Origin of the sequence: Flavobacterium panici (assembly GCF_024499525.1) — a bacterium.
In the GTDB taxonomy this organism is placed as follows: domain Bacteria; phylum Bacteroidota; class Bacteroidia; order Flavobacteriales; family Flavobacteriaceae; genus Flavobacterium; species Flavobacterium panici.
The window spans coordinates 1,009,039-1,034,348 of the sequence record NZ_CP100437.1; the positions used below are offsets into that span (position 1 = coordinate 1,009,039).

The following is a 25,310-nucleotide window of genomic DNA, read 5'->3' on the forward strand; positions in this document are numbered from 1 at the left end:
TACCACTATGAATTTTCCTAAACAAAAAATATTCAAAGCTTTAAAAATACTGGCTGTAATAGTAGTTTTGCTTTGCATTGGATTATACTTTTTCCGCAATTCACTTCTAAAACAAGCAATTGCAAAAGTAACCCACAAAATGGCTGTTGATTACAACAGTGATTTTTCAATAAAAGATGCTTCTTTTAATGGTTTATCAAGCATCAAACTTACCGACGTTGTTTTGGTTCCTAAAAATGCCGATACACTTTTAAAAATTAAAAACATTGAAACCAGCGTCAGTTTAAGTAATTTATTAATTGGTGATGTTCAGCTTGGAACTCTAAAAGTTGACAATGGTTATATTCAATTAGTAAAAAAAGGAAAAATTCGCAATTTTGATGCTTTCTTAAAAAGAGACCGTGACGATTCTGAAAAAAGCGAAAAACGAAAATATGGTGCTTTTGCCTATCGCATTATTTCAAAACTGCTCAATTTGGTTCCGACCGATATGAATTTGGACAACTTCCAATTCAAAATTGATGATAATGGCAAAAAAACGGCTGTAGCAATCAATAAACTGGTTTTAAACAACAAACAACTCGAAACCAGTATTCATGTCCAGAGCAAAGATTTTGATCAGCGCTGGAACTTAAAAGGTTTTGCAGACCCAAGAAATCAAAAAGCAGATATTCGATTTTTTAATTTAGATACCGGAGCAATTCGTGTTCCGTATCTTGATGAGAGATATGGTTTGAAAGCTAGTTTTGATTCTATTCGTTTAAACGTTGAAAATATTGATAAAAGCGGAAGCGAATTTCATCTTGACGGTTTTACCTCAATCGTAAACCTAAAAATTAATCATCCAAAAATTGCCAGTAAAGATGTCGTTATAAAAAATGCACGTTTTGATTATAGATTTTTATTGGGTGATGACTTTATTTCGATTGACAGTACTTCGTCAATGACGCTGAATAAAATCAAACTGCGTCCATACGTTTCTTACGACACTGAAAAAGATACGGTTTATACTTTAAAAGTTGATATTCCGAAAATGAAAGCGCAGGATTTTATCGTTTCGCTTCCAGATGGTTTGTTTACGCATTTTCAGGGAATGCAGGCAACCGGGAATTTCGATTATAAACTGGATTTCAAATTCAATAAAAACAAACCTAACACGCTTGTTTTTGACAGTAAACTCAACAAAGAAGATTTACGAATTACAAAATATGGCGAAGCCGATTTAAATAAACTAAACGGCGAATTTGTTTATCGTGCGATTATTCAAAATGTATTGCAAAGACCAGTTTTGGTTGGAAATGCAAATCCGAATTATACGCCTTTAGATCAAATTTCTCCTTATTTAAGAAAATGTGTTTTAACGACCGAAGATCCTTCGTTCTTCTCACATCGTGGTTTTATAAATGAAGCTTTCAAACAATCGATTCTTAAAAATATTAGAACTAAAAAATTCTCCCGCGGCGCGAGCACGATCAGCATGCAGTTGATTAAAAACGTTTTCCTGACAAGAGAAAAGACGCTTTCGCGAAAGCTTGAAGAAATCCTGCTAGTTTACATTTTAGAAAATAACCGAATTGTAAGCAAGGAAAGAATGCTTGAGGTTTATTTCAACATTATTGAATGGGGACCAAATGTATACGGAATTGGTGAAGCGAGTCATTTTTATTTCCAAAAAAGTCCGTCGGCTTTAAATGTTGATGAATGTTTGTATCTGGCAACGATTATTCCGAAGCCGAGAAAATTCATGTATCAGTTTAATGATGAAGGAAATCTAAAAGATTATGCATTGAAAAATCAAAAATTCCTGAAGAATTTAATGTTTCGTCGCGGTCTTTTGATTCCTGAAGATACAATTGGGCAATTACCGGTTTACATTTCAGGAAATGCGCGTTCATTAATAAAAATCAAAGCTCCGGATTCGACTGCAGTTAAAAATGATTCTTTGTCAACAGACGAGGAATTTGATTTGTAGGTATTTGCCACGAAGGCACTAAGACACGAAGTTTTATAAGTTCTGGACGAAATTTGCTCGCAAAGTCGCGAAGTCGCAAAGTTTATATCTAAGTAAAGAAAACTTTGCGACTTCGCGACTTTGCGAGATTATAAACATAAAGCTTAGAAAAAACTTTGCGCCTTAGTGCCTTCGTGGCAAAACTCAAACTACCTAAAATTCTTTAAAAACTCTTCTTTATACGTTGATGAAACCTCAATTTCAGTTTCGTCATTAAGTGTCACAATTCCACCTTTGTTATATGATTTCACACAATTCATATTAATAATATGCGATTTATGAACACGAATAAAAGGCAAAGGCAAAATCTCTGAAAAATGTTTTAAAAATCGGCAGACCATTTTTTTACTTCCGTTATTGAGATATAAATCGGTGAAGTTACCATTACCGCGAAGGCGCACGATTTCTTCCATTTTTACTACTTCAAAACCTTCAAGTGTTGGCAGAATAACCTGTTGTTTCTCCGGTTTTTGTTCGTGAAAGTTTTCTACGATGATTTTATTTCGGTTAAAGATTTCGTTGTTCATTATTTGATGCTGTACTTTGTTTACAGCAACAATCAATTCTTCAATGCTTATGGGTTTTAGCAGATAATATGCCGCACTCTGATTCAAGGCTTTCAGCGAATATTCAGAAAAAGCGGTGACAAATATGGTTTCAAAATGTAAATCTTTACAAGCTTCCAAAACATCAAAAGCATTTCCAAAAGGCATTTCAACATCCAGAAAAACCAATTGCGGTTTCACTTCATGAAGCAGCGGAACGGCTTCTTTTATATTTTGAGCTTCGCCTACAACCTCAACCTGCGGACAATATTTACTTAAATAGTTTTTAAGTACTTCGCGCGCGGCGAGTTCATCTTCGACAATTACACTTTTTATCTTCTGCAGTGTCATCATATTTTGTCAATTAATGGAAAAACAATTTCAACAATAGTTCCCTTCACTACTCCTTCTTTTTCCGAAATATTAAACGAAATGTTCTTTTTGTACAATTCGTTCAAAAGATCAATTCGTTCTTTTGTATTGTTCAAACCGCGGGATTCGTAGATTTTCTGGTTTGTTGTTTTCAGTTCACGGCTTTTGGTTAAACCAATTCCGTTATCATCAATCGTAACAATTATTTTTCCGTTTTTAAAATCAAACCGAAGCGATAAAAATCCTTTTTGATCTAAATAACGCAATCCGTGCCAAATTGAATTTTCTAAATGCGGCTGGATAATCATATTCGGAACAAAAACCCTTTCGGCATCCAGCGAATCGTCTACAATAATTTCAAAATCAAATTTATCTTCAAAACGCAAATGTTCTAAATCCAGATATTTCTTAAGCTGTTCGACTTCTTTATCTAAGGAAATAAAATCTTTATTAGAGTTTTCCATCATATTTCGCATCAAGTTTGAATACGAAGTCAGGTATTTATTGGCTTCCAGTTCTTTATTTTCAGATATAAACTGATTTACGCTGTTCAAACTATTAAAAATAAAATGTGGGTTCATTTCACGACGCAATGACTGCAAAGCAATTTCTTTATTTTTTATTCTGATGGAATACAATGCTTTCGAAATAAACGTAAACAAAAGCAACAGTAAAATTACCGAACCAATCAGAAAATAATTGAAGGTATTTTTCTTTGAAATCAATTCGTCCTTCAAGGTTTTTTCTTTCTCTAACTGACGAATTTTATCCTCGGTAATCTGAAATGTTTTGGCATCGATTAAAGTCGTATCAGAATGAATGAGCTTTTCGAAGTTTTCAAAAAATTGTTCGTACAATGCCATACTTTCTTTGTCTTCGCCTTTTGTTTTATAATATTTAATTAAAGATGACAAGCTTTTTTTGGCTTCCGCCGAATTTCCTTTTTGAAACGATAAATCATACGCTTGTTTCAAAGATGAAATTGCTTTTTCGGCTTCTGACTTTTGAAAATAAAGAGAAGCCAGCGATTGCAATTGTTTTATTTCGGTGTTATAATCTTTATTGATTTTGGCCTCTGCAAGCAGTTTTTCGTTTATCGTTACAGCTTTATCAAACTGGTTGTCTTCGGCATACACTTTTGCAATTTCATTCTTGATTTTAATGACTGATTCCGGTTTATCTTTTGCATACACTAATGCCTTTTTATAGCTTTCTATCGCAACCTTTTTATCTTTTAAGTCTAATGAATTTTGCGCTTTTTGCACGTACGCATCTGTAACTTCCTGACTTTTCTTTTCCTTTTTCAGCAATTCAATATTAGAATCTACGTAACTCTTTTGACTCTCAGGATTCGACTGATTTTTAAGTCGGTTGGCATCGTTTAAATTTATCTTTTCTTCAGAGACATCTTTTGCCAATGAACCTGCAACTTCATAATTTTTAATTGCTGAATCAAAGTTTTTTTGGTTTTCCTGTGTTTTGGCCAAGCTTCGGGTTACGCGGGTTTTATCGTCGGTTAGTTTTAGTTTCGTATAACTGTTTAATGCTCTTTTAAAATATTCCTCGGCTTTGGCATTATCTCCATTATTTAAAAATTCATTCGCCAGCCTTTCATAATTCTGAGCAATTTTTGATTCATCATTTTCATTTAATGATTTCGATAAATCGTCGGCAGCTTTACTGATTTTGACCTGCTGGCTTTTTTCACTTTTCTGCACAGGAAATGCCTGCGCTATTGTTCGCTGTGGAAACAGTAGCACCAAAAAAAGCAGACTAAAACCAATTAATAAATGACGTTTCACAATATGTTATTTAGAAATGTAAAGTAACCTAATTTCAAATTCCTATCCTATATTTTTCACCAAGTCAAACGACCTGTTGACCCATTCTGTCAAAAATACGTTTTTTCGATCAATACATTTGACCACTAATTCTTAAAAACTATAATCATGAAAAAACTATTCTTTACATTTTTAACTGTATTATCTTCTTCATTTATAATTGGTCAGGCTTCGGGAAATGTCAATTATAAAAATCCGCAATCTTATAATAACGACAATAATACGATCGACACTGATTTCCCTTCAAATGGCGATATTGTGGTAAGCGTAAAAGGGCTTGCCAATATTAAAGCAGATGCTTATACGGCAATTTTCAGCGTAACTCAAACGGGTAAAACCACTAAAGAAGTAAATGAATTAATTGATCAAAGAATTACGCAGTCGCTCAATGCCATTAAACTTAAAAAAGGTGTTGAGACTTTTGTCGACATGATTTCGTTTGTTCCTGCTTATGAATATGAAGCAGAAAAAAAGCTTTTTAATCGTAAAACTTATAATGAAGTTCCGGCTGGATTTGAATTGAAGAAAAACATTCATATCAAATTTTCAGATCCAAATCAGCTTAATGAGTTTATTTCTATTTTATCTAATAACGAAATATATGATTTGGTGCGAGTTGATTATTTCTCTAATACATTAGAAACGGTTAAGAGAGAAATGATGCTAAAAGCAAAACTTTTGGTCCAGGAAAAAATTAAAAATTATCAGGAACTGCTTGGCGAAACATTTATAAATGCCGAAAAGAGAATTACCGATGATTATATCGTAAATGTTCCGGTAGAAATGTACAAATCGTATGAGGCTTACAATGGTTCTTCTTTAAACTTAAAAAAAGCGGCAAACGTTAATCAGCTTAGCAAATCTGTTACACTTTATTACCAGCCTGTATTTAATAAAGAATTTGATTTCGTTATTAATTCTACTGTTTTAGAACCTGTTATTCAAGTACAATATGAGGTTAAAATGGCGATTAGCAGAGAAAAGAAACAGGTCTTAAAAGCAGACAAAACAGAGAAAGAATTTATTCTGGTGACTGCAAATGGTGATTTAAAAACATTAAATACGAGTACAGCCAGAACAATTCATTAATCTGGCTGAAGCATTTCACCAAGTCAAAATACCGTTTCACCATTTGTGTAAAAAGCGCGCGTTTTTAGTTTTTAAGTTTGATCTGTAATCATCCAATTAAAACTAAAATTATGAAATCAAATCTTTTTATTTCCGCGCTTTTTACTACCGTGTTTTCTATTGCCGGCTGTAATTCAGCTAATGCAAATCCAAAAAATAAAACTGAGATTAAGAAATCAGATTCCGTTGCGGCTACCAAAATTCAGGTTGCACTTTTACTAGACACATCAAGCAGTATGGAAGGTTTAATTGATCAGGCCAAATCGAGATTATGGAACATCGTGAATACTTTGACGACTTTAAAATACGAAGGAAAAACTCCAGATATCGAAATAGCGTTGTATGAATATGGAAATAGCGGCTTATCAGAAAAATCCAATTACATCAGACAAATTACACCGCTTTCAACGGATTTGGATTTGATTTCGGAACAATTATTTGCGCTTAGAACCAATGGCGGAAATGAATATTGCGGTGCTGTAATTCAGGATGCGACAAAGGAATTAAAATGGGCAGACGAGAACAACAGCATGAAACTGATTTACATTGCCGGAAACGAAGGATTCAATCAGGGAAAAATCAGCTATAAAGAAGCCATAAGCAGTGCTTTAAAAAATGATATTTATGTAAACACGATTTTCTGCGGTAATAAAATAGAAGGTATAAACATATTTTGGAAAGATGGCGCTGACCGCGGAAAAGGGAAATATTTTAATATCGACGCCAATCAATCTGTAGAATATATCGCAACGCCATATGACGATGAAATCAGTAAATGCGATGAAAAAATAAACAAAACCTACATTAATTATGGTGCTAAAGGAGCTGACAAAAAAATGAATCAGGTTATTCAGGATCAAAATGCCAAAAAGGTTTCGAAAGCTAATTATACAGATCGCGCGGTGAGCAAATCAAAAGCAGTTTATAAAAATGAAAGCTGGGATTTAGTCGATAAAACTAAAGATGATGCAGCGGCACTTTCGAAAATTAGAAAAGAAGAACTTCCTGCTGAACTTCAGAATAAATCGACAGAAGAATTGCAAAAAATTGTAGCTGAGAAAACGAAGGAAAGAGAAACAATCCAAAAAGAGATTAGTGTTTTGGCTAAAAAACGTCAGGCTTATATTGATACCGAAGCTAAGAAAACTAAAAAGCAAGATGATCTTGGCAACACGATAAATACTTCGATAGTTGCTTTTGCAAAAGTGAAAGGTTATACAGTTGAGAAATAAATCGTACTGCAAATCCTAAAACATGAAAAAGAAAATATTCTTTTTGCTTTGGCTGAGCATTTTTGGCTTGAGTTTTGCCTGTAACAATAAGGAAGAAAAGCCAAAAATCATTACAAGTTCAAAACCGGTTTACTCCTACGAAGAGAAACTAAAAAGTGAGATAACTGAGATTAGGATTTTTTTGGGGAAAACTCCTAAATACAATTCAAATGTTGTCTTCTTATTAGATATGAAGATAGAATCTGGAAAAAACCGGTTTTTTGTTTATGATTTAAAACACCACAAAATACTCCACAAAGGCTTAGTTGGTCACGGTTCCGGGTCTGAAACCGGAATTGCCGGAAAACTTAAATTTAGCAATACAAAAGATTCTAATTGCAGTTCGCTTGGCAAATATGCAATTGGCAATTCTTATTTTGGAACTTTTGGAAAAGCATACAAATTATACGGTTTAGACAAAACCAATAGTAATGCTTTTGATCGAAATATTGTACTTCACAAATATGTAGACATTCCTTATGAAGAACAAATAAATCCTATTTGTAATAGCTTGGGATGCCCAATGGTTAATGAAAAGTTTTTTGGCGTAATTGAAAAAATGATCGATAGTTCTAAAAAGAAAATTCTTTTAGTAATGTATTATTAAACCAACCTTTCACTCCATTTTGTCATCTGTACTTTTATAACACTTTAAATTATACTCCAATGATTAAGAAACAAGCAACGGCGCTTTTATTATTGTTAGGCATTTTTGCCTTTGCGCAAAAACCAATTTTCACCACTGCAAAAGTAAAAGCGGCAACGGTATATTTTAATGCTGCCGAAATTTCTCAAACTGCAAGTACAACTTTACCGTTAGGAACAAGCGAAATTGTAGTTAAAAATGTGGCTGTAAATTTAAATGAAAGTTCTATCCAAATTGGTACGCCGGCAAGCGTAACGGTTCTTTCGGTTCAGTTTACTAATAATTATATTTCAGAATATGAAACTGATCCTAAATCGCCTTTATTGAAAAGAGTTCGCGACAGTATTGTTTTGGTTCAAAAGGAAATTCAAAAAGTAAATAATACTATCAATTCTGAATCAAAAACCATTCAGTTATTAGACAAAAACCAACAGATTTGCGGCGTAAATTCTGGATTAAATGTTACCGAATTAATGAAAATGGTAGATTATTATAAAAGCAAACAAATTGAAATTGCCAACAATATTAATACGCTGACAGAGAAAAAGCAAAAACTAGACGAAACACTTCAAAAGCTAAACAACAAACTTGAAGTTGATACAAGTAAAGAAGAAAAAACTTCATCTGGAAAATTGATTGTTCAGGTAATGAATAGTGCTGCCGGGCTGGTTCCTTTAGAAATATCTTATTTAACCAATAATGCTGGCTGGTCTCCTTTTTATGATTTACGTACCGAAAGTGTTGCGGCTCCAATCAATATGATGTACAAAGCACAAGTGGTGCAAAATACAGGAATTGACTGGAAAAAAGTAAAATTGACTCTTTCAAGCGGTTATCCAAATCAAAATAATCAGGCGCCAATATTGAGTTCTTGGTTTCTGGCTAATCAGGTATATAATGATGAAGTTGTGACTATTGGTTATGGAACACAGAAAAAAAGGAATCAGCTTCAGGGAAGTGTTTTTAAAGATAAAATAGCAGGTGTCCAAACGGAAATGGCTGCACCGGTTATAGCAGAATCTTCTGTTTCGAATTACACAACAGTTGCGGAAAACCAGCTTAATATTTCTTTTGATATTGATATTCCGTATGATATTTTATCGAATGGAAAAATTCACAGCGTTGCTCTAAAAGAAATAAAACTTCCGGCAACGTATAAATATTATGCGGTTCCAAAAGTGGAAAACGATGCTTTTTTACTTGCTGAAATTGCAGATTACAGCAAATACAATTTACTGCGAGGTGAAGCAAATATTATTTTTGAAGGAATGTATGTGGGTAAAACGTTTATAGAACCGAATCAAACCAGCGATACTTTGAACCTGAGTATGGGACGTGATAAAAAGGTATCCATCAAACGTGAAAAAGTCGCAGATAAATCGGGAACTAAGTTTTTATCTGCCAAAAAAGAACAGACTTTTACTTTTGATATTACGGTAAGAAACAATAAAAAAGAAGCGGTTGAATTGCTTTTGAAAGATCAATATCCGTTGACTACAAATAAAGATATTGAAGTAGAATTACTGCAAAGTGATTCAGCAAAAGTAAATGCCGAAACCGGAATACTAACCTGGCAATTACAGTTGAAACCAAATGAAACCAAGAAATTCAGAATTAGTTACAAAGTGAAATATCCAAAAGATCAGACTTTAAACTTATAACTGACTAGAATTTAAACACGAATTCCACAAATTTTCACGGATTGATCTGTGTTAATTTGTGGAATTTGTGTTTCTTAGACCTTCGACTTCGCTCAGGGCTGACACTCAAAATTTAGAAGTCTCTTGAAATTGTCATGCTGAGCAAAGTCGAAGACTTTTTATAGTAAATAATTACGGCGCCGGATCTGGAATTATTGCCTGAACGTGGTTGATTTCGGCTATAATTTCTTTTGACAAAACCACATCAATTGTGGCAATATTTTCTTTTAACTGTTCCATTGTTGTGGCACCAATAATGGCACTTGTCAAAAATGGCTGTTGTAAAACAAATCCCATTGCTAATTCTGTCAACGTTAATCCGTGTTTTTGAGCAATTTCCTGATACAATTTTGTTGCTTGTGTACATTGTTCACTTTTGTAACGAGTATATTGCGGAAAAAGATTAACTCTCGCATTTGGATGTGCTTCACCAGTTAAAAATTTACCCGTTAAAACTCCAAATGCTAAAGGAGAATAAGCTAATAAACCAACATTCTCATATTTTGAAACTTCGGCAGAACCCACTTCAAAAAGTCGGTTCAATAGATTATAAGGGTTTTGAACGGTTTTAATTCTTGGAAGGTTTTGATATTTGCTTTCTTCTAAAAGACGCATCATTCCCCAAGCATTTTCATTTGAAACACCAATATGTTTAATTTTTCCTTCTTTAATTAATCCGTCAAATGTTTCGAGGATTTCTCTAAAATGATCTTCCCACGCATCATCATGACCATTAAAACCACGCTGTCCGAAATAATTTGTTTTACGTTCCGGCCAATGCATTTGGTACAAATCAATATAATCTGTCTGAAGACGTTTTAAGCTGTTTTCTAAGGCATATTTAATACTTGCCGGAGAGAAATCTGCTTTCTCGCGCATATAAGTAAAATTCGGGTTTGGACCTGCAATTTTAGAGGCTAAAACCACTTTATCGCGATTTCCGGATTTTTTAAACCAGGTTCCAATAATTTTTTCTGTGCTTCCGTAAGTTTCTTCACGCGCCGGAACGGAATACATTTCGGCTGTATCAAAAAAGTTTACGCCTTGTTCTAATGCATAATCCATTTGAGCGTGTCCTTCAGCTTCTGTATTCTGCTGGCCAAAAGTCATTGTTCCAAGATTTATTTTACTAACTTTTATATCTGTGTTTGGGATTGTAGTGTATTTCATTTTTTTCTTTATAGGTTCAAAGTTGCAGAGGCGCAAAGGTACAAAGGGATTTTACAAATCTAAATTTGACAAAGGTTAAAAAAAGTACAAGATTTTTATGCCTGCGTTTCCTGCAAGGTTTTCAAAACCTTGTAGGTATTTCAATTCTTTCTCGACAAATTTAAACCTACAAGGTTTTGGAAAGCTTGCAGGAGCAAAAAAGGGTTCAAAGCAAAACTTTGAACCCTTTTAAAAATCTTAGCATCTTAGCAACTCAAAACCTTAGCAACTTAGTTTATACTATTAAGCATTTCAGCGATTTCATCTAATCTTGGCGTTAAGATGATTTCGATTCTACGGTTTTTAGCTTTTCCTTCCGGAGTGGCGTTGCTTGCCAAAGGAGAAAATTCGCTTCTTCCCGCTGCTGTAAGTTTTTGTTTGTTGATTTTATTGTTTTCGCTCAAAATAGCTACAATTGCTGTTGCTCTTTTAGTCGATAAATCCCAGTTGTTTGCAATTGGTCCTGAACCAGCATACGGATCATCATCTGTATGTCCTTCAATAAGAACCGAAAGATCTGGATTATCACCCAAAACTTTTCCAAGTTCTACAACCGCTCTTCTACCTTCTGTTCCAACAGCCCAGCTTCCTGAATTGAAAAGTAATTTGTTTTCCATAGAAACATATACTTTTCCGTTTTTCTGTTCAACTGTTAAACCTTTACCTTCAAAACCGTTAAGAGCTTTAGATAAAGTTTCTTTTAGCTTGCGCATTGCTTCTTCTTTAGCAGCAATCATATCTTCAAGTTCTTTCAAACGGTTTGCTGTTTTATCTAAACGTGCTTGTTCATCTGCCAGTTTTTTAGATTTTGCTTCTAATTGTGCAAGCAAATCACGGTTTTTAGCCATATTACTTTCTAATGCGTCGTTGCTGTTTTTCTCTAATGCATTATACGAATCCTGTAATACTTTGTATTTTTTTTGCTCTGCAGCTAAATCAGCTTTTTGTTTGGCAAGATCATCTTTTGTTGCCGATAAATCTTTTGTTAGTTTATCACGGTCTAATTCTAACTGATTTTTTGCTGTTTTTAAATCTGCATTTTCGTCAGCGATAGAACGGTTTTCTTTTTTTAGATCTGAATATTTTGTTTCAAGATCATTGTAAATCTTTTTGGATACACAAGAAGTTGCAGACAATGCCAAAACTACTAATCCAATGGAGGCTTTTTTAATCATTTTACTTTTGTTTTTTATTTGGGGCGATAATAATTCTTAATATTTTAAATTCCAAAATTCCAAATTCCAAATGTTTCATAGTTTTAGTGGAATCTGTATTTAAATCTTTGAACCGCAGTTCTTCCAACAAGAACAATACCAAACTTTATTCAATTTCAACTAAAACTGGGCAATGATCTGAGTGAATAGCATCTGGAAGAATAACGGCACGTTTTAAACGATGCCCCATTACTTCGCTCACTAAATTATAATCGATACGCCAGCCTTTATTGTTTCCTCTTGCTCCTGCGCGGTAACTCCACCATGAATAATGATGCGGATCTTTATTAAAATGACGGAAACTATCAATAAAACCAGACTTCATAAAACTATCCAGCCAGGCACGTTCTGCAGGTAAAAATCCCGAAACCGTTTTGTTACGAACCGGATCGTGAATATCAATTGCTTCGTGGCAAATATTGTAATCGCCGCAAATAATAAGGTTTGGAAGCGTCAGTTTCAATTCGTTAACATAGGTTTGAAAATCATCCATAAACATAAATTTATGATCTAATCTTTCGATGTTAGTTCCAGAAGGTAGATACAAACTCATTACCGAAACATCATCAAAATCAGCGCGTAAGTTTCTGCCTTCAAAATCCATATGATGAATTCCGGTTCCGTAAACCACTTTTTTAGGTTCTATTTTAGATAATATTGCAACACCACTATATCCTTTTTTTGTTGCAGGATAGTAATATTGATACGGATAGCCGGCAGCCGTTATTGCTTCGACAGGAATCTGATCCTGAGTAGCTTTTATCTCCTGAAGGCAGATAACATCTGGACTTGCCGCCTGAAGCCATTCAATAAAACCTTTAGTAATTGCAGCACGAATTCCGTTTACATTATAAGAAATAATTTTCATATGGATATTTTTTTTAGGATTCCAAATGTAATAAAAAAGAGGAAAGTTTGTAATTGAATAAAGGAAAAGTAGAGTTTTTTGTTATCTTTGTTCGCTGCTCTAATAAATTAAAAATAGTACATGGGTTTAGTTACCGCGAAAGAAGTTGCAAAGGCAATAAATGTTGAGAAGTACGGAGTGCTTGGTACCTTCTCAGGCTGGATTCTTATGAAGGTTCTTAAGATCTCTACCCTTAATAAAATTTACGATCATAATAAACATTTAGAGGATGTTGCATTTTTAAATGGAATTTTGGATGAGATGGAAATCAAATTCGAAATCCCTGAAGAAGATTTAAAACGTTTACCTAAAGATGGCGCTTATATAACCATTTCAAATCATCCGCTTGGAGGAATTGATGGTATTTTGCTTTTGAAATTAATGCTTGAAAGAGAACCAAATTTCAAGATTATCGCTAATTTCTTATTGCATCGAATTGTTCCGCTAAAAAAATACATCATGCCGGTTAATCCTTTTGAAAATCATAAGGATGCTAAATCGAGCGTTGTTGGAATCAAAGAAACTTTACGTCATTTAAGTGACGGAAAGCCTTTGGGAATTTTCCCTGCCGGGGAAGTTTCGACTTATAAAGACGGAAAATTAGTTGTAGATAAACCATGGGAAGAAGGCGCTCTAAAATTAATCAGAAAAGCCAAAGTTCCGGTTGTACCGATTTACTTTCACGCTAAAAACAGTAAATTATTCTACTGGCTTTCTAAAATTGATGATACGCTGCGTACTGCAAAACTTCCGTCAGAACTGCTTACACAAAAAGACCGTGTTATTAAAGTTCGTATTGGAAAACCAATTTCTGTAAGCGAACAAAATGAAATAGAATCTTTTGAAGAATACTCAGAATTCTTAAGAAAGAAAACCTATATGCTTGCTAATCCTTTTGAAAAAGATACCAAATTGATTGACACAGCAAGTTTAAAAATTCCTAAAGCGCCTAAAAAAATCGTTACGCCAGCGAATGAATCAAAAATGATTGATGAAGTTCAGGCGTTAAGAAACAGCGACTGCAGGTTATTACAGAGTAAAAATTATGAAGTGTTTTTTGCACGTGCAAAATCAATTCCGAATATTTTACATGAAATTGGACGTCTTCGTGAAATTACTTTTAGAGAAGTTGGTGAAGGAACTAACGAATCTATTGACATTGACGAATACGATCAATATTATCACCATATGTTTTTATGGGATGATGAAACTAAAAAAATCGCAGGTGCTTACCGTATGGGATTAGGGGCTGAGATTTACCCGAAATACGGCATCGAAGGTTTTTATCTGACTGACTTATTCCGTTTTGAACCCGAATTGCATGATATGATGCATAAATCGATCGAAATGGGACGTGCTTTTATCATTCGTGAATATCAGCAAAAACCAATGCCTTTATTCTTATTATGGAAAGGAATTATTCACACTACATTACGTTATCCTGAACATAAATATTTATTAGGCGGTGTGAGTATCAGTAATCAGTTTTCAGATTTCTCTAAATCACTTATGATTGAGTTCATGAAATCAAATTATTACGATCCGTATATTGCACAATACATTCACCCGAAAAAGGCATATAAAGTAAAACTGAAAGACGCAGATAAAGACTTTATTTTTGACGAAGCTGAATCTGACTTAAATAAATTCGATAAAATTATTGACGAATTAGAACCTGGAAATTTACGTTTGCCAGTTTTAATTAAAAAGTACATCAAGCAAAATGCACGTGTGGTTGCTTTTAACGTCGATCCTTTGTTTAATAACGCTGTCGATGGTTTAATGTACATTAGAATCGCAGATATTCCAGAAAGCACTATGAAACCTGTTATTGAAGAGTTTCAAATAGAATTAGAACGTAAATTATCTGAGAAAGAAGATTAATCAGATTTACTCCAAAATAGAAAAATCCCATTTGCTAATACAAATGGGATTTTTTATTTACAATTTTTATTTAAAAACTAGTCGTTTTACTTTTCTATTAGGATTAAAACCATGGCTTTTTACCAACCTGATATGTCTGGTAAAATTCTTCATCTGATTTTGTTAGATAGATAATACCTTCAATAAAACCAACAATTCCACCTAAACCACAAGTAATTAAAGTAACTATAAGTTGAATAATTCCTTCTTTTTGATAACCCAAATAAAATTTATGTACTCCAAATGATCCTAACAAAATCCCTAGAACCCCGGCAGTAACTTTTTTATTCTCTACTTTTCCTGAATTTAAATCTTCGTTTTCCATAATAATAAATCTAATTTTTAACTTCTTAATTATTTCTAAAAACCCGCAATATTACCCCCTTAAACATAAAGCTTAAACCACTAAAAGCCATCAAAGTATTATAAAAAGACATTTATGAATCAATCTTCGAATAGAGGAATTATATTTAATCTGTACATAAAAAAATCCCATTTGCTTATACAAATGGGATTTTATGTTTACAATTTTGTTTTAAAACTAGTTCGTTTTACTTTTCAGGATTAAAACCAGCCTTTTCTGCCAACTTGATACGTTTGATAAAAATCTTCATCTGATTTTGTCAGATAAATAATTCCTTCAATTAAGCCTATTAAACCTCCTATTCCGCATAAAAGACCTAAAACAAGCTGAATAATGCCTTCTTTACTATATCCTAAATAGAATTTATGAATTCCTAATACTCCTAATAAAATAGCTAGAATTCCAGCAACAACTTTTTTGTTTTCTGGTTTTGGTCCTCCAAATTCTGATTGTGTGTTTTCCATAGTTTTATTCTTAAAATTAGTATTTAAATTAAAAAATAATCGGGCAAAAAAAATCCCATTTGTTATGATACAAATGGGATAAATATGTTTTTAGAACCAGCCTTTCTTACCTACTTGGTAAGTTTGGTAAAATTCTTCGTCTGATTTTGTCAGGTAAATGATTCCTTCAACGAAACCAATTATACTTCCAACTCCGCAAGTAACAAGAGTAATTACTAATTGGATAATTCCTTCTTGTGTATATCCTAAGATAAATTTGTGAATTCCAAATCCACCTAATAAGATTCCAAGGATTCCGGCAACAACTTTTTTGTTTTCTGCTTTTGGTTCAGATGGTGTATTCCAAGATTCTGGTTTTGTAGTCTCCATTTTTATATATTTAGTTAATTAATTATTGCAATTCAACTTTACCAATTTCATTGATTTCTTCGATATCATTTTTAGGGTCTGATCCGTATTGATTTGGTCCGTAGTCTCCATCTGTACATAATAAAATCAAAATCCAGATTGGGCCGGCTAATGGAATAAAAGCAACAAAATAAAACCAGCCGCTTTTTCCAACATCGTGTAATCTTCTAACTAATACACCTAAACTTGGAAAAAGTGTTGCCAATGAATAAAGTATCACAAGAACATATCCAATGATTCCTCCTGTCATAGCGTCACCAAATATTGTCCCAAGTATAACTCCAATAATTATTAATGAAAATGAAATTATACCATTTGCAAGTGCAAAATACCAATATTCACTTCTTCTTGCACGACCTTTAAAGTTTGCATAGTTTTCAAAAACCACTTTTTTGTACCATTCAATCATAAATTAATAAATTAGTTAGTTTACCCCTACTCTTTTTAGGATTTTCAGTTTCTCCTTTTCTAAAATTTTGTTAAAAAAATCGAAAACAATATTAAACAAAAATAATTTTAAAAACTAATAATGAACATTACTTTTACAGAATTGCCTTGTTATTAAAAACTAAACTGATTTTATTGAAATCAAGAAGTAATTAAATTCTGATATCAATAATTTACTTCGAATACACTTTTTTTATTTTATCAACAATAACCTGTGCCAAACGCTCGTGACTTTCAAAAGTCCAACCTGCAATATGAGGCGTTAAAATTACTTTTCGCCCGTCTAATAAATACTGAAAAGCTTCGGGAGTATTTTTATCCTGAAAAAGAGTTTCAAAAGACAGCTTTTCATATTCCAAAACATCAAGACCTGCACCAAGTACTTTCCCGGTTTTCATTGTCTCAACTAAATCTGCCGTAACAATATTTTTACCTCTCGAAGTATTAATTATCCATATTGGCTTTTTGAATTCGTTAATAAACGCAGCATCAACCATTCTATCCGTTTCTGGAGTCCACGGAATGTGCAGACTCAAAACATCTGTTTTTTCCTTAAGTTCCTTTAATGAAACTTGTCTGGCATTTTCATCTCCCACATTATCCTGAATATCATAACATAAAACTTCGACATCAAACCCTCTCAGTTTTTTTGCAAATGCTTTACCCATATTTCCATAACCAATAATCCCTACCGTTTTTCCATCCAGTTCGTGACCACGGTTACTTTCTCTGTTCCATTGACCCGAACGAATTTCATAATCGGCAATATTCAATTTATTAAAAAGAGAAAGAATCATCCCTAAAGTATGTTCTGCAACCGCATTTCGATTTCCTTCGGGAGCGGCGATTAGTTCAATATCTTTAGATAAAGCGTAATCACAGTCAATACTTTCTAAACCCGCACCAACACGTGCAATAAACTGTAAATTGGTCGCTTTGTCCAGAAATGTTTTATCAATTTTAAATCTGCTGCGAATTACGATCCCGTTATAATCCTGAATTTTAGCTTCAATTTCTTCTTTAGAAGATTTAAAATCGGCGTGATTTTCAAAACCCGCTTCTTCAAGTTGTTGCCAAAGAATAGGGTGATTGCTGTCGATATGAAGAATTTTTACACTCATATTTTATTCTGTTTTATTAAAACAAAAATACAGCTAATTCTTAATTGTTCCATTTTTAAATGAAAACACAATTTCAATTACTTAATCAACATCCAGATAAGGATCAAGAACTTCTGCCAATTTATTGAGCCAATAAAAATTATCATCGATATTAGGTAATTCAGATTCCAAAGTTTCACATCCGCGCATAGAGCACAATGAAAGAGCATGATTTACTTGTCGTATCGTTTTGGCCATATCTTCAGGATCAATACTGTGTATGAAAAAGTCTTTTAATCTGTTTTCAAATTCTTGTGAAAGGTTTTCTGTAGTCATTATTTTATTTTTTTATAAGTAAATTGCCTCCAGTTTTAACTGGAGGTTTTTTTATGTTAAAAGGGAAAGGCTTTAGCCGAATTTCTATTTAAAAGTAAAATCTAGCATTTCTTTAAATTCAAGATTTAAAGCATTTTAGATTTTTACAAGAGTTTAGTTGTGGTATTTACTTCAGCTCTTTTATTCTGCCTATTTGAGATTAGGAATGTCACTATCACAAAAGTCGTAATAATTTTCTTTAAATAAGACTCATAAATGTGTCCAAAATATTAAAAGTTTTATTATTTTTTAACTGAAATAATTCCTCTCGTTTTGTCATTTCGAGGAACGAGAAATCGCACTAGAAACTCGACAAAGATTGGCGATTCTCTTTATAGATTCACGAGTGCGATTTCTCCTTCGTCGAAATGACATAGAATGAGCATAGGTTTTTTTCTCAAATTGGGTTAGACGCACTGCAGTGCGTCTCTACGATAAAACCAGACAAAACCTTTGTCTCTTTGAACCTCTGAACCTTTGTCCCTCTCGAACTAAACTTTTTTATTGGTCAGATTTTTTTTAACTTTGAAAAACAAGCCTCAAAGAAATTCTCTCTTTTCTAAATCACACAATCTTTCTAAAATGAAATTGACCAAGACTTTTAAAGCCTTTTTTGAAAACGAAAAATCAGGAGGATTGCTTCTATTATTTGTTACGATTATTTCTTTGTTTGCCGCAAATTCGTCTTATGCGACAGAATATATTTCTTTTTGGGAAAAAGATCTGGGCGGACATTCGATTACACATTGGATTAACGACGGATTAATGACGATTTTCTTTTTGTTGATTGGTTTAGAATTAGAACGCGAAATTTATCATGGCGAACTTTCCAATATAAAAAATGCATCATTGCCTATTATGGCTGCTTTTGGCGGAATGCTGGTTCCTGCCGCTATATTTTTGGCTTTAAATTTTAAAACGGCAACGCAAAACGGAGCCGGAATTCCAATGGCGACAGATATTGCTTTCGCAATTGGAATTTTATCTCTTTTAGGAAACAAAGTTCCCGCATCTTTAAAAGTCTTTTTAACCGCACTTGCCGTTATAGACGATTTGGGCGCCATAATTGTCATCGCTGTTTTTTACACAAAATCAATTGCCTTTTTAAATTTAGGCATTGCATTGGGAATTTGGATTTTATTATTTCTCTTAAACCGAATGAAAGTTTACAACCTAATTCCGTATTTAATTGGCGGCGTAATAATGTGGTATTTTATGTTAAACTCCGGAGTTCATGCTACAATAACGGGCGTTATTTTAGCCTTTGTGATTCCGTTTGGAGACGGCAGCGAAAAATCGTCCTCTTATAAATTTCAGCATTTTTTACATAAGCCTTCGGCATTTTTTATTTTGCCTTTGTTTGCAATTGCGAATACTTGCATCGCCATAAATTCTGATTGGCATGCTGGATTAAATCATCCCAATACATTTGGAATTATTCTTGGTCTCGTAATAGGAAAACCTTTGGGAATTGCTCTTTTTTCTTCCATTGGCGTAAGTGCCGGATTATGTGCTTTACCAAAAAGCTTAAAATGGGCGCATATTTTAGGCGCCGGAATGTTGGGCGGAATTGGTTTTACAATGTCTATTTTTATTACGCTCCTGGCTTTTAAAGATCCCGAAACAATTCTGTATTCTAAAATATCAATTATTATAGCTTCTGTACTTTCCGGCGTTTTGGGATTTGCTTATTTAAAGTTTGTTCTTTCCAAAGATAAAAGCGTTTAGTTTTTTGGCACGCAGATTTTCGCAGATATAAACAGATTTAATTTTAATAATCTTAATTAAGAAATGAAAAAGTATTATTGTTTGTTGTTTAGTTTTGTCTTCCTTTTTTCTTGTAACGACAAAAAACCCGTTTCTGAAACTCCCATTTCAAAAAAAATTGTTACTGTTACTTTACCAAAGCCATTTGACAAAAAATTGATAGAAGGCACTTATGAAACAAAAGCCGAAGAAAACGATTCTGATGATTGTCAGCTTTCTTTACAAATAACTAAAACAAAAAGCGGGTATTCTTATTTCTTAAAAACAAAAACCAGACAGCTTAAAGGAATTGCGACTTTTAAAATCCAAAAATATGGAGAAAAATATTTGATTCTCGAAGGTATAAAATGGGATGAATATGAAGGCGATATAAGTCATGAAGAAGAAAATGATTCTGTTTCGGATTCTGAAACTTCTTCAAAAGAATTAGAAATCCCAGTTGGAATCGAAGCTTCTTATGTAAAAGACACATTGACAATTCAAAATTATGGCAACTCGATGAATTCCTATACAAAGCTTTCAGAATGTGGGAGGAAATATATTCGATTGATTAAAACCCAAAAGTAAAATTCCAAATTCCAATTTCCCCACAATATTGTCATTCCGAGGAACGAGGAATCGCACTAGAAAATCCGCAATACTATTCTACACAGATTAGAAAATCTTTGTCGAGCTTCTAGTGCGATTCCTCGTTCCTCGGAATGACAAAAAAGCGAACAATAACTTTAAAACTTACCATTATGATAGCAAGAATATGGCACGGAAAAACAAAAGTTGAAGATTATGAAGCTTATACCCAATTCATAAATGACACTGCAATTCCTGATTACTCAAAAACAGCTGGTTTTGTAAAATTGTCTTTTTTAAGAAATATCAAAAACAACGAAGCGCATTTTACGCTAATTACATATTGGGAAAATCTCGAAGTAATTAAAAATTTTGCAGGAGACGATTTCGAAAAAGCAAAATATTATCCTGAAGATGATGACTTTTTATTAGAATTTGAAGAGAAAGTCGAGCATTTTGAGGTTTTTGCTTAAACAATTATCCTAAATGTCATCCTGAGCGAAGTCGAAGGACTTTATTGCGCATAAGGTCTTCGACTTCGCTCAGACTGACAATTCGGTAAACCTTGGAAATCTCAAAAAGAAAATTCCAAATTGCTCTCAATATTGTCATTTCGATTTCTATGATAAAACCAAATCTTTTTCATAAAAGGTTTGGTTTTTTATTACCGCAAAAACCCGATGTATTATTTTGTTTCTCACAGCGTTTAAAACGCTCATTTTATTCTTTCCTTCATCAACTTTTCTGATGTAGTATTTTCTTAAATCATTGTCTAATCGAACAGCGCTCATTGCGGCCAGATGCAGAATAGTTTTCAGGTTTTTATCGGCAAGCATTGACACTCCAGGTCTTCTTTTTAATGAGGTTCCAGATTGAAAATCGAAAGGTACAACTCCGCTGTAACATGCCATTTTTCTAGGATCAGTTATCACTGTAAAACCTTCTGTTTTTGATATTAATGTCCATGATAAAACCTGACCTACTCCAGGAACAGATTTTATCAGTTTCTGCTGACAGCTTAGGTTTTCATCATTATGGATTACTTCTTCAATATCATTTTCAATAACCTTAATTTGTCCCTCAATATTTTTAATGAGTTTTACATTTAGACTTTTTAGCTCTTTGTCCAATCCAATGCCTTTCATTAATTTGTAATCATGCTGCTGAACCATAAGCTGCTTTTTGATTTTTATTCTTAAAGCTCTTTCGGTCAATAGTATTTTTATTTTTTAATGGAGCACGAACTTGGTTTCCATTCTCTATTTTCTTGATAATTTTTCTCAATAAAACTACAAATTCGCAGGGCATCAATTTTATCATTTTTACCTCTGACAAGACCTATACTTTTCTTGATATGCAGAGCCGATATTACATAAACTTTAAAGTTGAATTTTTCCAATACTTCAAAAAGATTCCAATTGTATCTGCCTGTATTTTCCATTGCTAAAATTACATTCTCATCTGAATATTTTTTAAAAAAGCGCTTTATAGCCGGAACGTTATTCTCAATAGAAAAGTAATTTAATGATTCTTCTTTTACACAAATATCTAAAGTCTTGCTGCTGATATCAATGCCAATAATAATGTTTTTCATAACTTTGCTTTTACGATTCAACAATGATTTGAGAAATTCATCATAAGCTCAACTCCTTAATAACGGGTCACTAGCCCAAATTTCTATCTGAGTCTTTGATGAAAGGGAAGCCAAAGTCTTAATCAAGATATGAGCCACAAACTCAGAGGAACGAATAGTTTACTTTTGCTTCCTTTCTCAATCATAAATCTACTTAAATTTTAAAAAACAAATCTAAAGGAGGAACGAGAAATTTTCGCAAGTAGCTCCGCAATCTAATGTCTCAATCTTTGTAGAGTTTATTGCGAAGATTTCTCGTTCCTCGAAATGACAAAACAATGTTCAAATGCGGTTTACCTAAAACAAAAAATCCCAAACCCCAACAAAAATTGGAATTTGGAATTTTAAAATATTGGAATTTATTACTTATCCTTTAATTTGTTTCAAAGAAGTCTTAATTCCTTTTATTAAAGACGAACTGAAGCCATTATGTTCCATTTCATTTAAACCAACAATTGTACAGCCTTGTGGGGTTGTTACACGGTCAATTAATTGTTCTGGGTGTACTTTCTCTTCTAAAAGCATTTTTGCGGCTCCTTTTACGGTTTGTGCGGCAATTGCCAGAGCAGTATTAGAATCAAATCCAATTTCGATTCCTGCCTGCATAGAAGCACGAATATAACGTAAAGCATATGCAGTTCCGCATGCACCTAAAACTGTCGCTGCGTCCATTAATTTTTCGTCTATTACAGGAGCAGTTCCCAAATCCTGAAATAAGTCAACAATTGGCAATGCTTTTTCTCTGTCTTTTTCAGGGAAAGAAATACAAGTTGCCGATTCTCCAAATTGTGCTGCAATATTTGGCATAATACGCACAACCGGATATTCGTTATTTGTTTTTGTTTGAAGAACATCCAAAGACAATCCGCTTACGGCAGAAGCAATTGTTTTATTTTGAATTACCGGCAAAATCTCAGCCAAAACAGTATCTACCTGATACGGTTTTATGGTTAAAATTACCACATCGGCTTCCTGAATATTATGTTTATTATCGTTAGAAACCGTAATTCCGTATTCGGCTAAATATTGAATACTTGCAGTGTTTCTTCTGGTTACGGTAACCTGATTGTTTTTAGAAAATTTTGCAATTCCCAAGGCAATAGAAACCCCAAGGTTTCCTCCCCCTATAATATGTACTTTCATCCTGCTTGGTTTTAATTTATTTTGGACTTGCTAACAGCCTGTTTTTCGGCTGTAAATTACGCAGATTTTAAGGATTTTAAATCACTGTAATCTATTAATTTGTGGCAAAAATTTAAAACCCAAGAATCAATTTGGCTACTCCAAAATAGAGCATAATTCCAAAAACATCATTGGTTGTAGTGATAAACGGCCCGGTTGCAATTGCGGGGTCGATTTTGTTTTTATGAAGAAAAAGCGGCACTAAGGTTCCTAAAATTGCAGCAAACATAATCACTACTATCATAGAGATCGAAATAGCAATTCCCACTAAATATTGTCCGTACATAAGAGAATGATATCCTAGTAAAAGCAGGGAAATTATACTTCCGGAAATCATCGAAACGGTAATTTCTTTGCTAAAATAACTTTTGCTGAATTCTTTCAAAGTTCCGTTTGCCAAACCCTGTACCACGATTGCCGATGCCTGAACTCCAATATTTCCGGCTGTAGCCGAAAGCAGGGGCACGAAAATAATTAGGGTTGAATATTTCTGAAAAGCGGTTTCATTATCTTTCAAAACAAAAGAAGCTACAATCTCGATTACCATACCAATTAAAAGCCAAGGCAAACGTGCTTTTGTTAATTCAAGAACGCTGTCATTTGTTTCAATGTCCTGCGTAATACCCGCTGCTAACTGGTAATCTTTATCGGCTTCTTCTTTAATTACGTCTACGATATCATCAATTGTAATTCTTCCCACCAAACGACCAAGCTCATCCACAACCGGAATTGCCTCCAAGTCATACTTTTGCATAATACGTGCTACCTCAACATCTTCGGTATCAACGTTTACGAAATTTAATTTTCGGATATAAACATCGCCAATTTGTGTTTTTGTAGATGAAGTCAGTAAATCTTTAAGAGACAATCTTCCTTTTAAGCGGTTTTCATCATCAACAACATAAATAGAATGTACTCTTGAAACATTTTCTGCCTGAATTCGCATTTCCTTTACGCAGGTTAAAACATTCCAGTTTTCATTTACTTTTACAAGCTCTTTACCCATCAAACCACCCGCCGTGTTTTCATCGTAGCGTAATAATTCGACAATGTCTTTTGCGTGTTCTACGTCAAGTAACTCAGAGATAACTTCTGCTTTGATTTCCTGCGAAAGTTCAGCGATAATATCTGCCGCATCGTTTGTCTCCAGCTCATCAAGCTCTTCGGCAATTTCTTTCGGTGAAAGTCGGCTTAAGATATTTTCACGCAGATCTTCTTCTAATTCCAGAAGAATCTCGGCGGTTTTATCACTATCTAAAACTTTAAAGATATAGGTTGCTTCGTCAAAATCCAGTTCATCAAGGATTTCGGCGATATCAGCATGGTGAAGGTCATTAAGTAAAATTTCAAGTTCATTGTCATTTTTCTTAACGATTAAATCTTCTAATTGATGAATAAATTCTTTGCTAACTTTGAACTCCATCGGCTTCTATTTTTTGAGTCAAAACAATAAATTCGTCAACGCTTAGCTGTTCGGGACGTTTATCAAAGATAGTGTCTTCTCGCAGTTTATCTGATAAATTTAATGTTTTCAAACTGTTACGTAATGTTTTTCGTCTTTGCTGAAAAGCTGTTTTTACAACCGTAAAAAATAACTTTTCACCACAAGGAAGGCTATAATCTTCCTTTCGGGTCATTTTCATCACACCCGACTTGACCTTGGGCGGAGGAATAAAAACATTTTCGCTTACAGTAAACAAATACTCAGTATCATAGAAGGCCTGGGCTAAAACGGATAAGATTCCGTAAGCTTTTGATCCTTTTTTTTCGCAGATGCGCTCTGCAACTTCTTTTTGAAACATTCCGGAGAACTCCGGAATCTGATTTCTAAACTCTAATGTTCTAAAAACAATTTGAGTCGAAATATTATAGGGGAAATTTCCAATTATAGCAAATTGCTTATCCTTGTAAACTTCATTAATATTATATTTTAGAAAATCCTGAGAGATAATCTGATCTTTTAATTTTGGATAATTTTCGCCCAAATACACCACAGATTCTGTGTCGATTTCAATAACGTGTGTATTTATGGGCTTTTCAAGCAAATACTTAGTCAACACACCCATCCCTGGTCCTATTTCTAAAACCTCCTCGTATCCTTTTAAACTCAAAGTATCGGCAATTGCTTTTGCAATACTTTCGTCTTTAAGGAAATGTTGTCCTAAATGTTTTTTGGCTTTTACTTTTTCCATTTTCTTTCTTGTTTTGCCACAAGGGCGCAAAAGTATTCTTTTTG

General features: G+C 33.6%; 25 protein-coding genes. 9 read left to right on the plus strand and 16 right to left on the minus strand.

What is annotated here, in order from left to right; genetic code table 11:
* The first annotated feature begins 7 nt into the window (after positions 1-7).
* Positions 8-1,972, plus strand: a complete 1,965-nt coding sequence (locus NLJ00_RS04550; protein ID WP_256636389.1) for a transglycosylase domain-containing protein — start codon at positions 8-10, stop codon at positions 1,970-1,972.
* A 188-nt stretch (positions 1,973-2,160) separates the two neighbouring features.
* Here NLJ00_RS04550 and NLJ00_RS04555 read toward each other — a convergent pair whose 3' ends face one another.
* Both NLJ00_RS04555 and NLJ00_RS04560 read right to left on the minus strand, forming a co-directional pair.
* Complete coding sequence (locus NLJ00_RS04555; RefSeq protein WP_073485804.1) at positions 2,161-2,910, minus strand: LytR/AlgR family response regulator transcription factor; 750 nt, start codon at positions 2,908-2,910, stop codon at positions 2,161-2,163.
* Positions 2,907-4,730 (minus strand): tetratricopeptide repeat-containing sensor histidine kinase, encoded by a 1,824-nt coding sequence (locus NLJ00_RS04560; protein WP_256636390.1) that lies wholly within the window; start codon positions 4,728-4,730, stop codon positions 2,907-2,909. Before NLJ00_RS04560 ends, NLJ00_RS04555 begins: the two co-directional genes overlap by 4 nt.
* A 147-nt stretch (positions 4,731-4,877) precedes the next feature.
* Between NLJ00_RS04560 and NLJ00_RS04565 the strand changes: the two genes are divergently transcribed.
* From NLJ00_RS04565 to NLJ00_RS04580, 4 genes are all read left to right on the plus strand, one after another.
* Positions 4,878-5,858 (plus strand): SIMPL domain-containing protein, encoded by a 981-nt coding sequence (locus NLJ00_RS04565; protein WP_256636391.1) that lies wholly within the window; start codon positions 4,878-4,880, stop codon positions 5,856-5,858.
* Positions 5,859-5,968: 110 nt separating this feature from the next.
* Positions 5,969-7,129: a vWA domain-containing protein gene (locus NLJ00_RS04570; RefSeq protein ID WP_256636392.1), complete on the plus strand. Its 1,161-nt coding sequence runs from the start codon at positions 5,969-5,971 to the stop codon at positions 7,127-7,129.
* 22 nt (positions 7,130-7,151) lie between these two features.
* Positions 7,152-7,775 (plus strand): murein L,D-transpeptidase catalytic domain-containing protein, encoded by a 624-nt coding sequence (locus NLJ00_RS04575; RefSeq protein WP_256636393.1) that lies wholly within the window; start codon positions 7,152-7,154, stop codon positions 7,773-7,775.
* Between the two features lie 59 nt (positions 7,776-7,834).
* Entirely contained in the window at positions 7,835-9,475 is a 1,641-nt protein-coding gene (locus NLJ00_RS04580; protein WP_256636394.1) for a DUF4139 domain-containing protein, read from the plus strand.
* A 171-nt stretch (positions 9,476-9,646) separates the two neighbouring features.
* On the opposite strand, the gene NLJ00_RS04585 is transcribed toward NLJ00_RS04580, so the two are convergent.
* From NLJ00_RS04585 to NLJ00_RS04595, 3 genes are all read right to left on the minus strand, one after another.
* Complete coding sequence (locus NLJ00_RS04585; RefSeq protein WP_256636395.1) at positions 9,647-10,684, minus strand: NADP(H)-dependent aldo-keto reductase; 1,038 nt, start codon at positions 10,682-10,684, stop codon at positions 9,647-9,649.
* 269 nt (positions 10,685-10,953) lie between these two features.
* Positions 10,954-11,898, minus strand: a complete 945-nt coding sequence (locus NLJ00_RS04590) for an OmpA family protein (protein ID WP_053473986.1) — start codon at positions 11,896-11,898, stop codon at positions 10,954-10,956.
* A gap of 145 nt (positions 11,899-12,043) precedes the next feature.
* A complete protein-coding gene (locus NLJ00_RS04595; RefSeq protein ID WP_053473985.1) occupies positions 12,044-12,805 on the minus strand; it encodes an exodeoxyribonuclease III in 762 nt (253 codons plus the stop codon).
* Positions 12,806-12,925: 120 nt separating this feature from the next.
* Between NLJ00_RS04595 and NLJ00_RS04600 the strand changes: the two genes are divergently transcribed.
* Complete coding sequence (locus NLJ00_RS04600; protein WP_053473984.1) at positions 12,926-14,728, plus strand: GNAT family N-acyltransferase; 1,803 nt, start codon at positions 12,926-12,928, stop codon at positions 14,726-14,728.
* Between the two features lie 103 nt (positions 14,729-14,831).
* Here the strand turns inward: NLJ00_RS04600 and NLJ00_RS04605 are convergent, their stop codons facing one another.
* From NLJ00_RS04605 to NLJ00_RS04630, 6 genes are all read right to left on the minus strand, one after another.
* Positions 14,832-15,092 carry a TM2 domain-containing protein gene (locus tag NLJ00_RS04605; RefSeq protein ID WP_053473983.1) on the minus strand — a complete coding sequence of 87 codons (261 nt, stop codon included), beginning with the start codon at positions 15,090-15,092 and terminating at the stop codon, positions 14,832-14,834.
* A 239-nt stretch (positions 15,093-15,331) separates the two neighbouring features.
* Entirely contained in the window at positions 15,332-15,595 is a 264-nt protein-coding gene (locus NLJ00_RS04610; RefSeq protein ID WP_053473982.1) for a TM2 domain-containing protein, read from the minus strand.
* 90 nt (positions 15,596-15,685) lie between these two features.
* Entirely contained in the window at positions 15,686-15,964 is a 279-nt protein-coding gene (locus NLJ00_RS04615; RefSeq protein ID WP_053473981.1) for a TM2 domain-containing protein, read from the minus strand.
* Between the two features lie 22 nt (positions 15,965-15,986).
* A complete protein-coding gene (locus NLJ00_RS04620) occupies positions 15,987-16,412 on the minus strand; it encodes a DUF805 domain-containing protein (protein ID WP_256636396.1) in 426 nt (141 codons plus the stop codon).
* 211 nt (positions 16,413-16,623) lie between these two features.
* The gene (locus tag NLJ00_RS04625; RefSeq protein ID WP_256636397.1) at positions 16,624-17,571 is read right to left on the minus strand and encodes a 2-hydroxyacid dehydrogenase; all 948 of its coding nucleotides are present in this window, start codon (positions 17,569-17,571) and stop codon (positions 16,624-16,626) included.
* Positions 17,572-17,652: 81 nt separating this feature from the next.
* Entirely contained in the window at positions 17,653-17,886 is a 234-nt protein-coding gene (locus NLJ00_RS04630; protein WP_053473978.1) for a hypothetical protein, read from the minus strand.
* Positions 17,887-18,507: 621 nt separating this feature from the next.
* Here NLJ00_RS04630 and nhaA point away from each other — a divergent pair.
* The 3 genes from nhaA to NLJ00_RS04645 all read left to right on the plus strand — a co-directional run bounded on the left by nhaA (position 18,508) and on the right by NLJ00_RS04645 (position 20,732).
* On the plus strand, positions 18,508-19,653 hold the full coding sequence (gene nhaA, locus NLJ00_RS04635; RefSeq protein WP_256636398.1) for a Na+/H+ antiporter NhaA: 1,146 nt from the start codon (positions 18,508-18,510) through the stop codon (positions 19,651-19,653).
* Between the two features lie 63 nt (positions 19,654-19,716).
* A complete protein-coding gene (locus NLJ00_RS04640) occupies positions 19,717-20,259 on the plus strand; it encodes a hypothetical protein (protein WP_053474522.1) in 543 nt (180 codons plus the stop codon).
* A gap of 173 nt (positions 20,260-20,432) precedes the next feature.
* The gene (locus NLJ00_RS04645) at positions 20,433-20,732 is read left to right on the plus strand and encodes an antibiotic biosynthesis monooxygenase (RefSeq protein ID WP_205720343.1); all 300 of its coding nucleotides are present in this window, start codon (positions 20,433-20,435) and stop codon (positions 20,730-20,732) included.
* A 147-nt stretch (positions 20,733-20,879) separates the two neighbouring features.
* Here the strand turns inward: NLJ00_RS04645 and NLJ00_RS04650 are convergent, their stop codons facing one another.
* The 5 genes from NLJ00_RS04650 to rsmA form a co-directional block, all read right to left on the minus strand.
* Positions 20,880-21,473 carry an IS110 family transposase gene (locus NLJ00_RS04650; protein WP_256636399.1) on the minus strand — a complete coding sequence of 198 codons (594 nt, stop codon included), beginning with the start codon at positions 21,471-21,473 and terminating at the stop codon, positions 20,880-20,882.
* Between the two features lie 8 nt (positions 21,474-21,481).
* The gene (locus NLJ00_RS04655; protein WP_256636400.1) at positions 21,482-21,853 is read right to left on the minus strand and encodes an IS110 family transposase; all 372 of its coding nucleotides are present in this window, start codon (positions 21,851-21,853) and stop codon (positions 21,482-21,484) included.
* Between the two features lie 405 nt (positions 21,854-22,258).
* Positions 22,259-23,035, minus strand: coding sequence for a pyrroline-5-carboxylate reductase (gene proC, locus NLJ00_RS04660; RefSeq protein ID WP_053473062.1), 777 nt, complete (start codon positions 23,033-23,035; stop codon positions 22,259-22,261).
* A gap of 112 nt (positions 23,036-23,147) precedes the next feature.
* Complete coding sequence (gene mgtE / locus NLJ00_RS04665; RefSeq protein WP_053473063.1) at positions 23,148-24,497, minus strand: magnesium transporter; 1,350 nt, start codon at positions 24,495-24,497, stop codon at positions 23,148-23,150.
* Complete coding sequence (rsmA, locus tag NLJ00_RS04670; protein WP_256636401.1) at positions 24,481-25,266, minus strand: 16S rRNA (adenine(1518)-N(6)/adenine(1519)-N(6))-dimethyltransferase RsmA; 786 nt, start codon at positions 25,264-25,266, stop codon at positions 24,481-24,483. The genes mgtE and rsmA overlap by 17 nt, the downstream gene beginning before the upstream one ends.
* Between the last annotated feature and the right edge of the window lie 44 nt (positions 25,267-25,310).

Excerpts from the sequence above, each read along its gene's own strand:
- NLJ00_RS04580 (WP_256636394.1), top strand. The coding sequence starts at position 7,835 with ATGATTAAGAAACAAGCAACGGCGCTTTTATTATTGTTAGGCATTTTT.
- rsmA (WP_256636401.1), bottom strand. The coding sequence starts at position 25,266 with ATGGAAAAAGTAAAAGCCAAAAAACATTTAGGACAACATTTCCTTAAA.
- NLJ00_RS04655 (WP_256636400.1), bottom strand. The coding sequence starts at position 21,853 with ATGAAAAACATTATTATTGGCATTGATATCAGCAGCAAGACTTTAGAT.
- NLJ00_RS04615 (WP_053473981.1), bottom strand. The coding sequence starts at position 15,964 with ATGGAGACTACAAAACCAGAATCTTGGAATACACCATCTGAACCAAAA.
- NLJ00_RS04585 (WP_256636395.1), bottom strand. The coding sequence starts at position 10,684 with ATGAAATACACTACAATCCCAAACACAGATATAAAAGTTAGTAAAATA.
- NLJ00_RS04630 (WP_053473978.1), bottom strand. The coding sequence starts at position 17,886 with ATGACTACAGAAAACCTTTCACAAGAATTTGAAAACAGATTAAAAGAC.
- NLJ00_RS04620 (WP_256636396.1), bottom strand. The coding sequence starts at position 16,412 with ATGATTGAATGGTACAAAAAAGTGGTTTTTGAAAACTATGCAAACTTT.
- mgtE (WP_053473063.1), bottom strand. The coding sequence starts at position 24,497 with ATGGAGTTCAAAGTTAGCAAAGAATTTATTCATCAATTAGAAGATTTA.
- NLJ00_RS04595 (WP_053473985.1), bottom strand. The coding sequence starts at position 12,805 with ATGAAAATTATTTCTTATAATGTAAACGGAATTCGTGCTGCAATTACT.
- NLJ00_RS04600 (WP_053473984.1), top strand. The coding sequence starts at position 12,926 with ATGGGTTTAGTTACCGCGAAAGAAGTTGCAAAGGCAATAAATGTTGAG.
- NLJ00_RS04590 (WP_053473986.1), bottom strand. The coding sequence starts at position 11,898 with ATGATTAAAAAAGCCTCCATTGGATTAGTAGTTTTGGCATTGTCTGCA.
- NLJ00_RS04555 (WP_073485804.1), bottom strand. The coding sequence starts at position 2,910 with ATGATGACACTGCAGAAGATAAAAAGTGTAATTGTCGAAGATGAACTC.
- NLJ00_RS04605 (WP_053473983.1), bottom strand. The coding sequence starts at position 15,092 with ATGGAAAACGAAGATTTAAATTCAGGAAAAGTAGAGAATAAAAAAGTT.
- NLJ00_RS04640 (WP_053474522.1), top strand. The coding sequence starts at position 19,717 with ATGAAAAAGTATTATTGTTTGTTGTTTAGTTTTGTCTTCCTTTTTTCT.
- proC (WP_053473062.1), bottom strand. The coding sequence starts at position 23,035 with ATGAAAGTACATATTATAGGGGGAGGAAACCTTGGGGTTTCTATTGCC.
- NLJ00_RS04645 (WP_205720343.1), top strand. The coding sequence starts at position 20,433 with ATGATAGCAAGAATATGGCACGGAAAAACAAAAGTTGAAGATTATGAA.
- NLJ00_RS04550 (WP_256636389.1), top strand. The coding sequence starts at position 8 with ATGAATTTTCCTAAACAAAAAATATTCAAAGCTTTAAAAATACTGGCT.
- NLJ00_RS04625 (WP_256636397.1), bottom strand. The coding sequence starts at position 17,571 with ATGAGTGTAAAAATTCTTCATATCGACAGCAATCACCCTATTCTTTGG.
- NLJ00_RS04575 (WP_256636393.1), top strand. The coding sequence starts at position 7,152 with ATGAAAAAGAAAATATTCTTTTTGCTTTGGCTGAGCATTTTTGGCTTG.
- NLJ00_RS04570 (WP_256636392.1), top strand. The coding sequence starts at position 5,969 with ATGAAATCAAATCTTTTTATTTCCGCGCTTTTTACTACCGTGTTTTCT.
- NLJ00_RS04565 (WP_256636391.1), top strand. The coding sequence starts at position 4,878 with ATGAAAAAACTATTCTTTACATTTTTAACTGTATTATCTTCTTCATTT.
- NLJ00_RS04610 (WP_053473982.1), bottom strand. The coding sequence starts at position 15,595 with ATGGAAAACACACAATCAGAATTTGGAGGACCAAAACCAGAAAACAAA.
- nhaA (WP_256636398.1), top strand. The coding sequence starts at position 18,508 with ATGAAATTGACCAAGACTTTTAAAGCCTTTTTTGAAAACGAAAAATCA.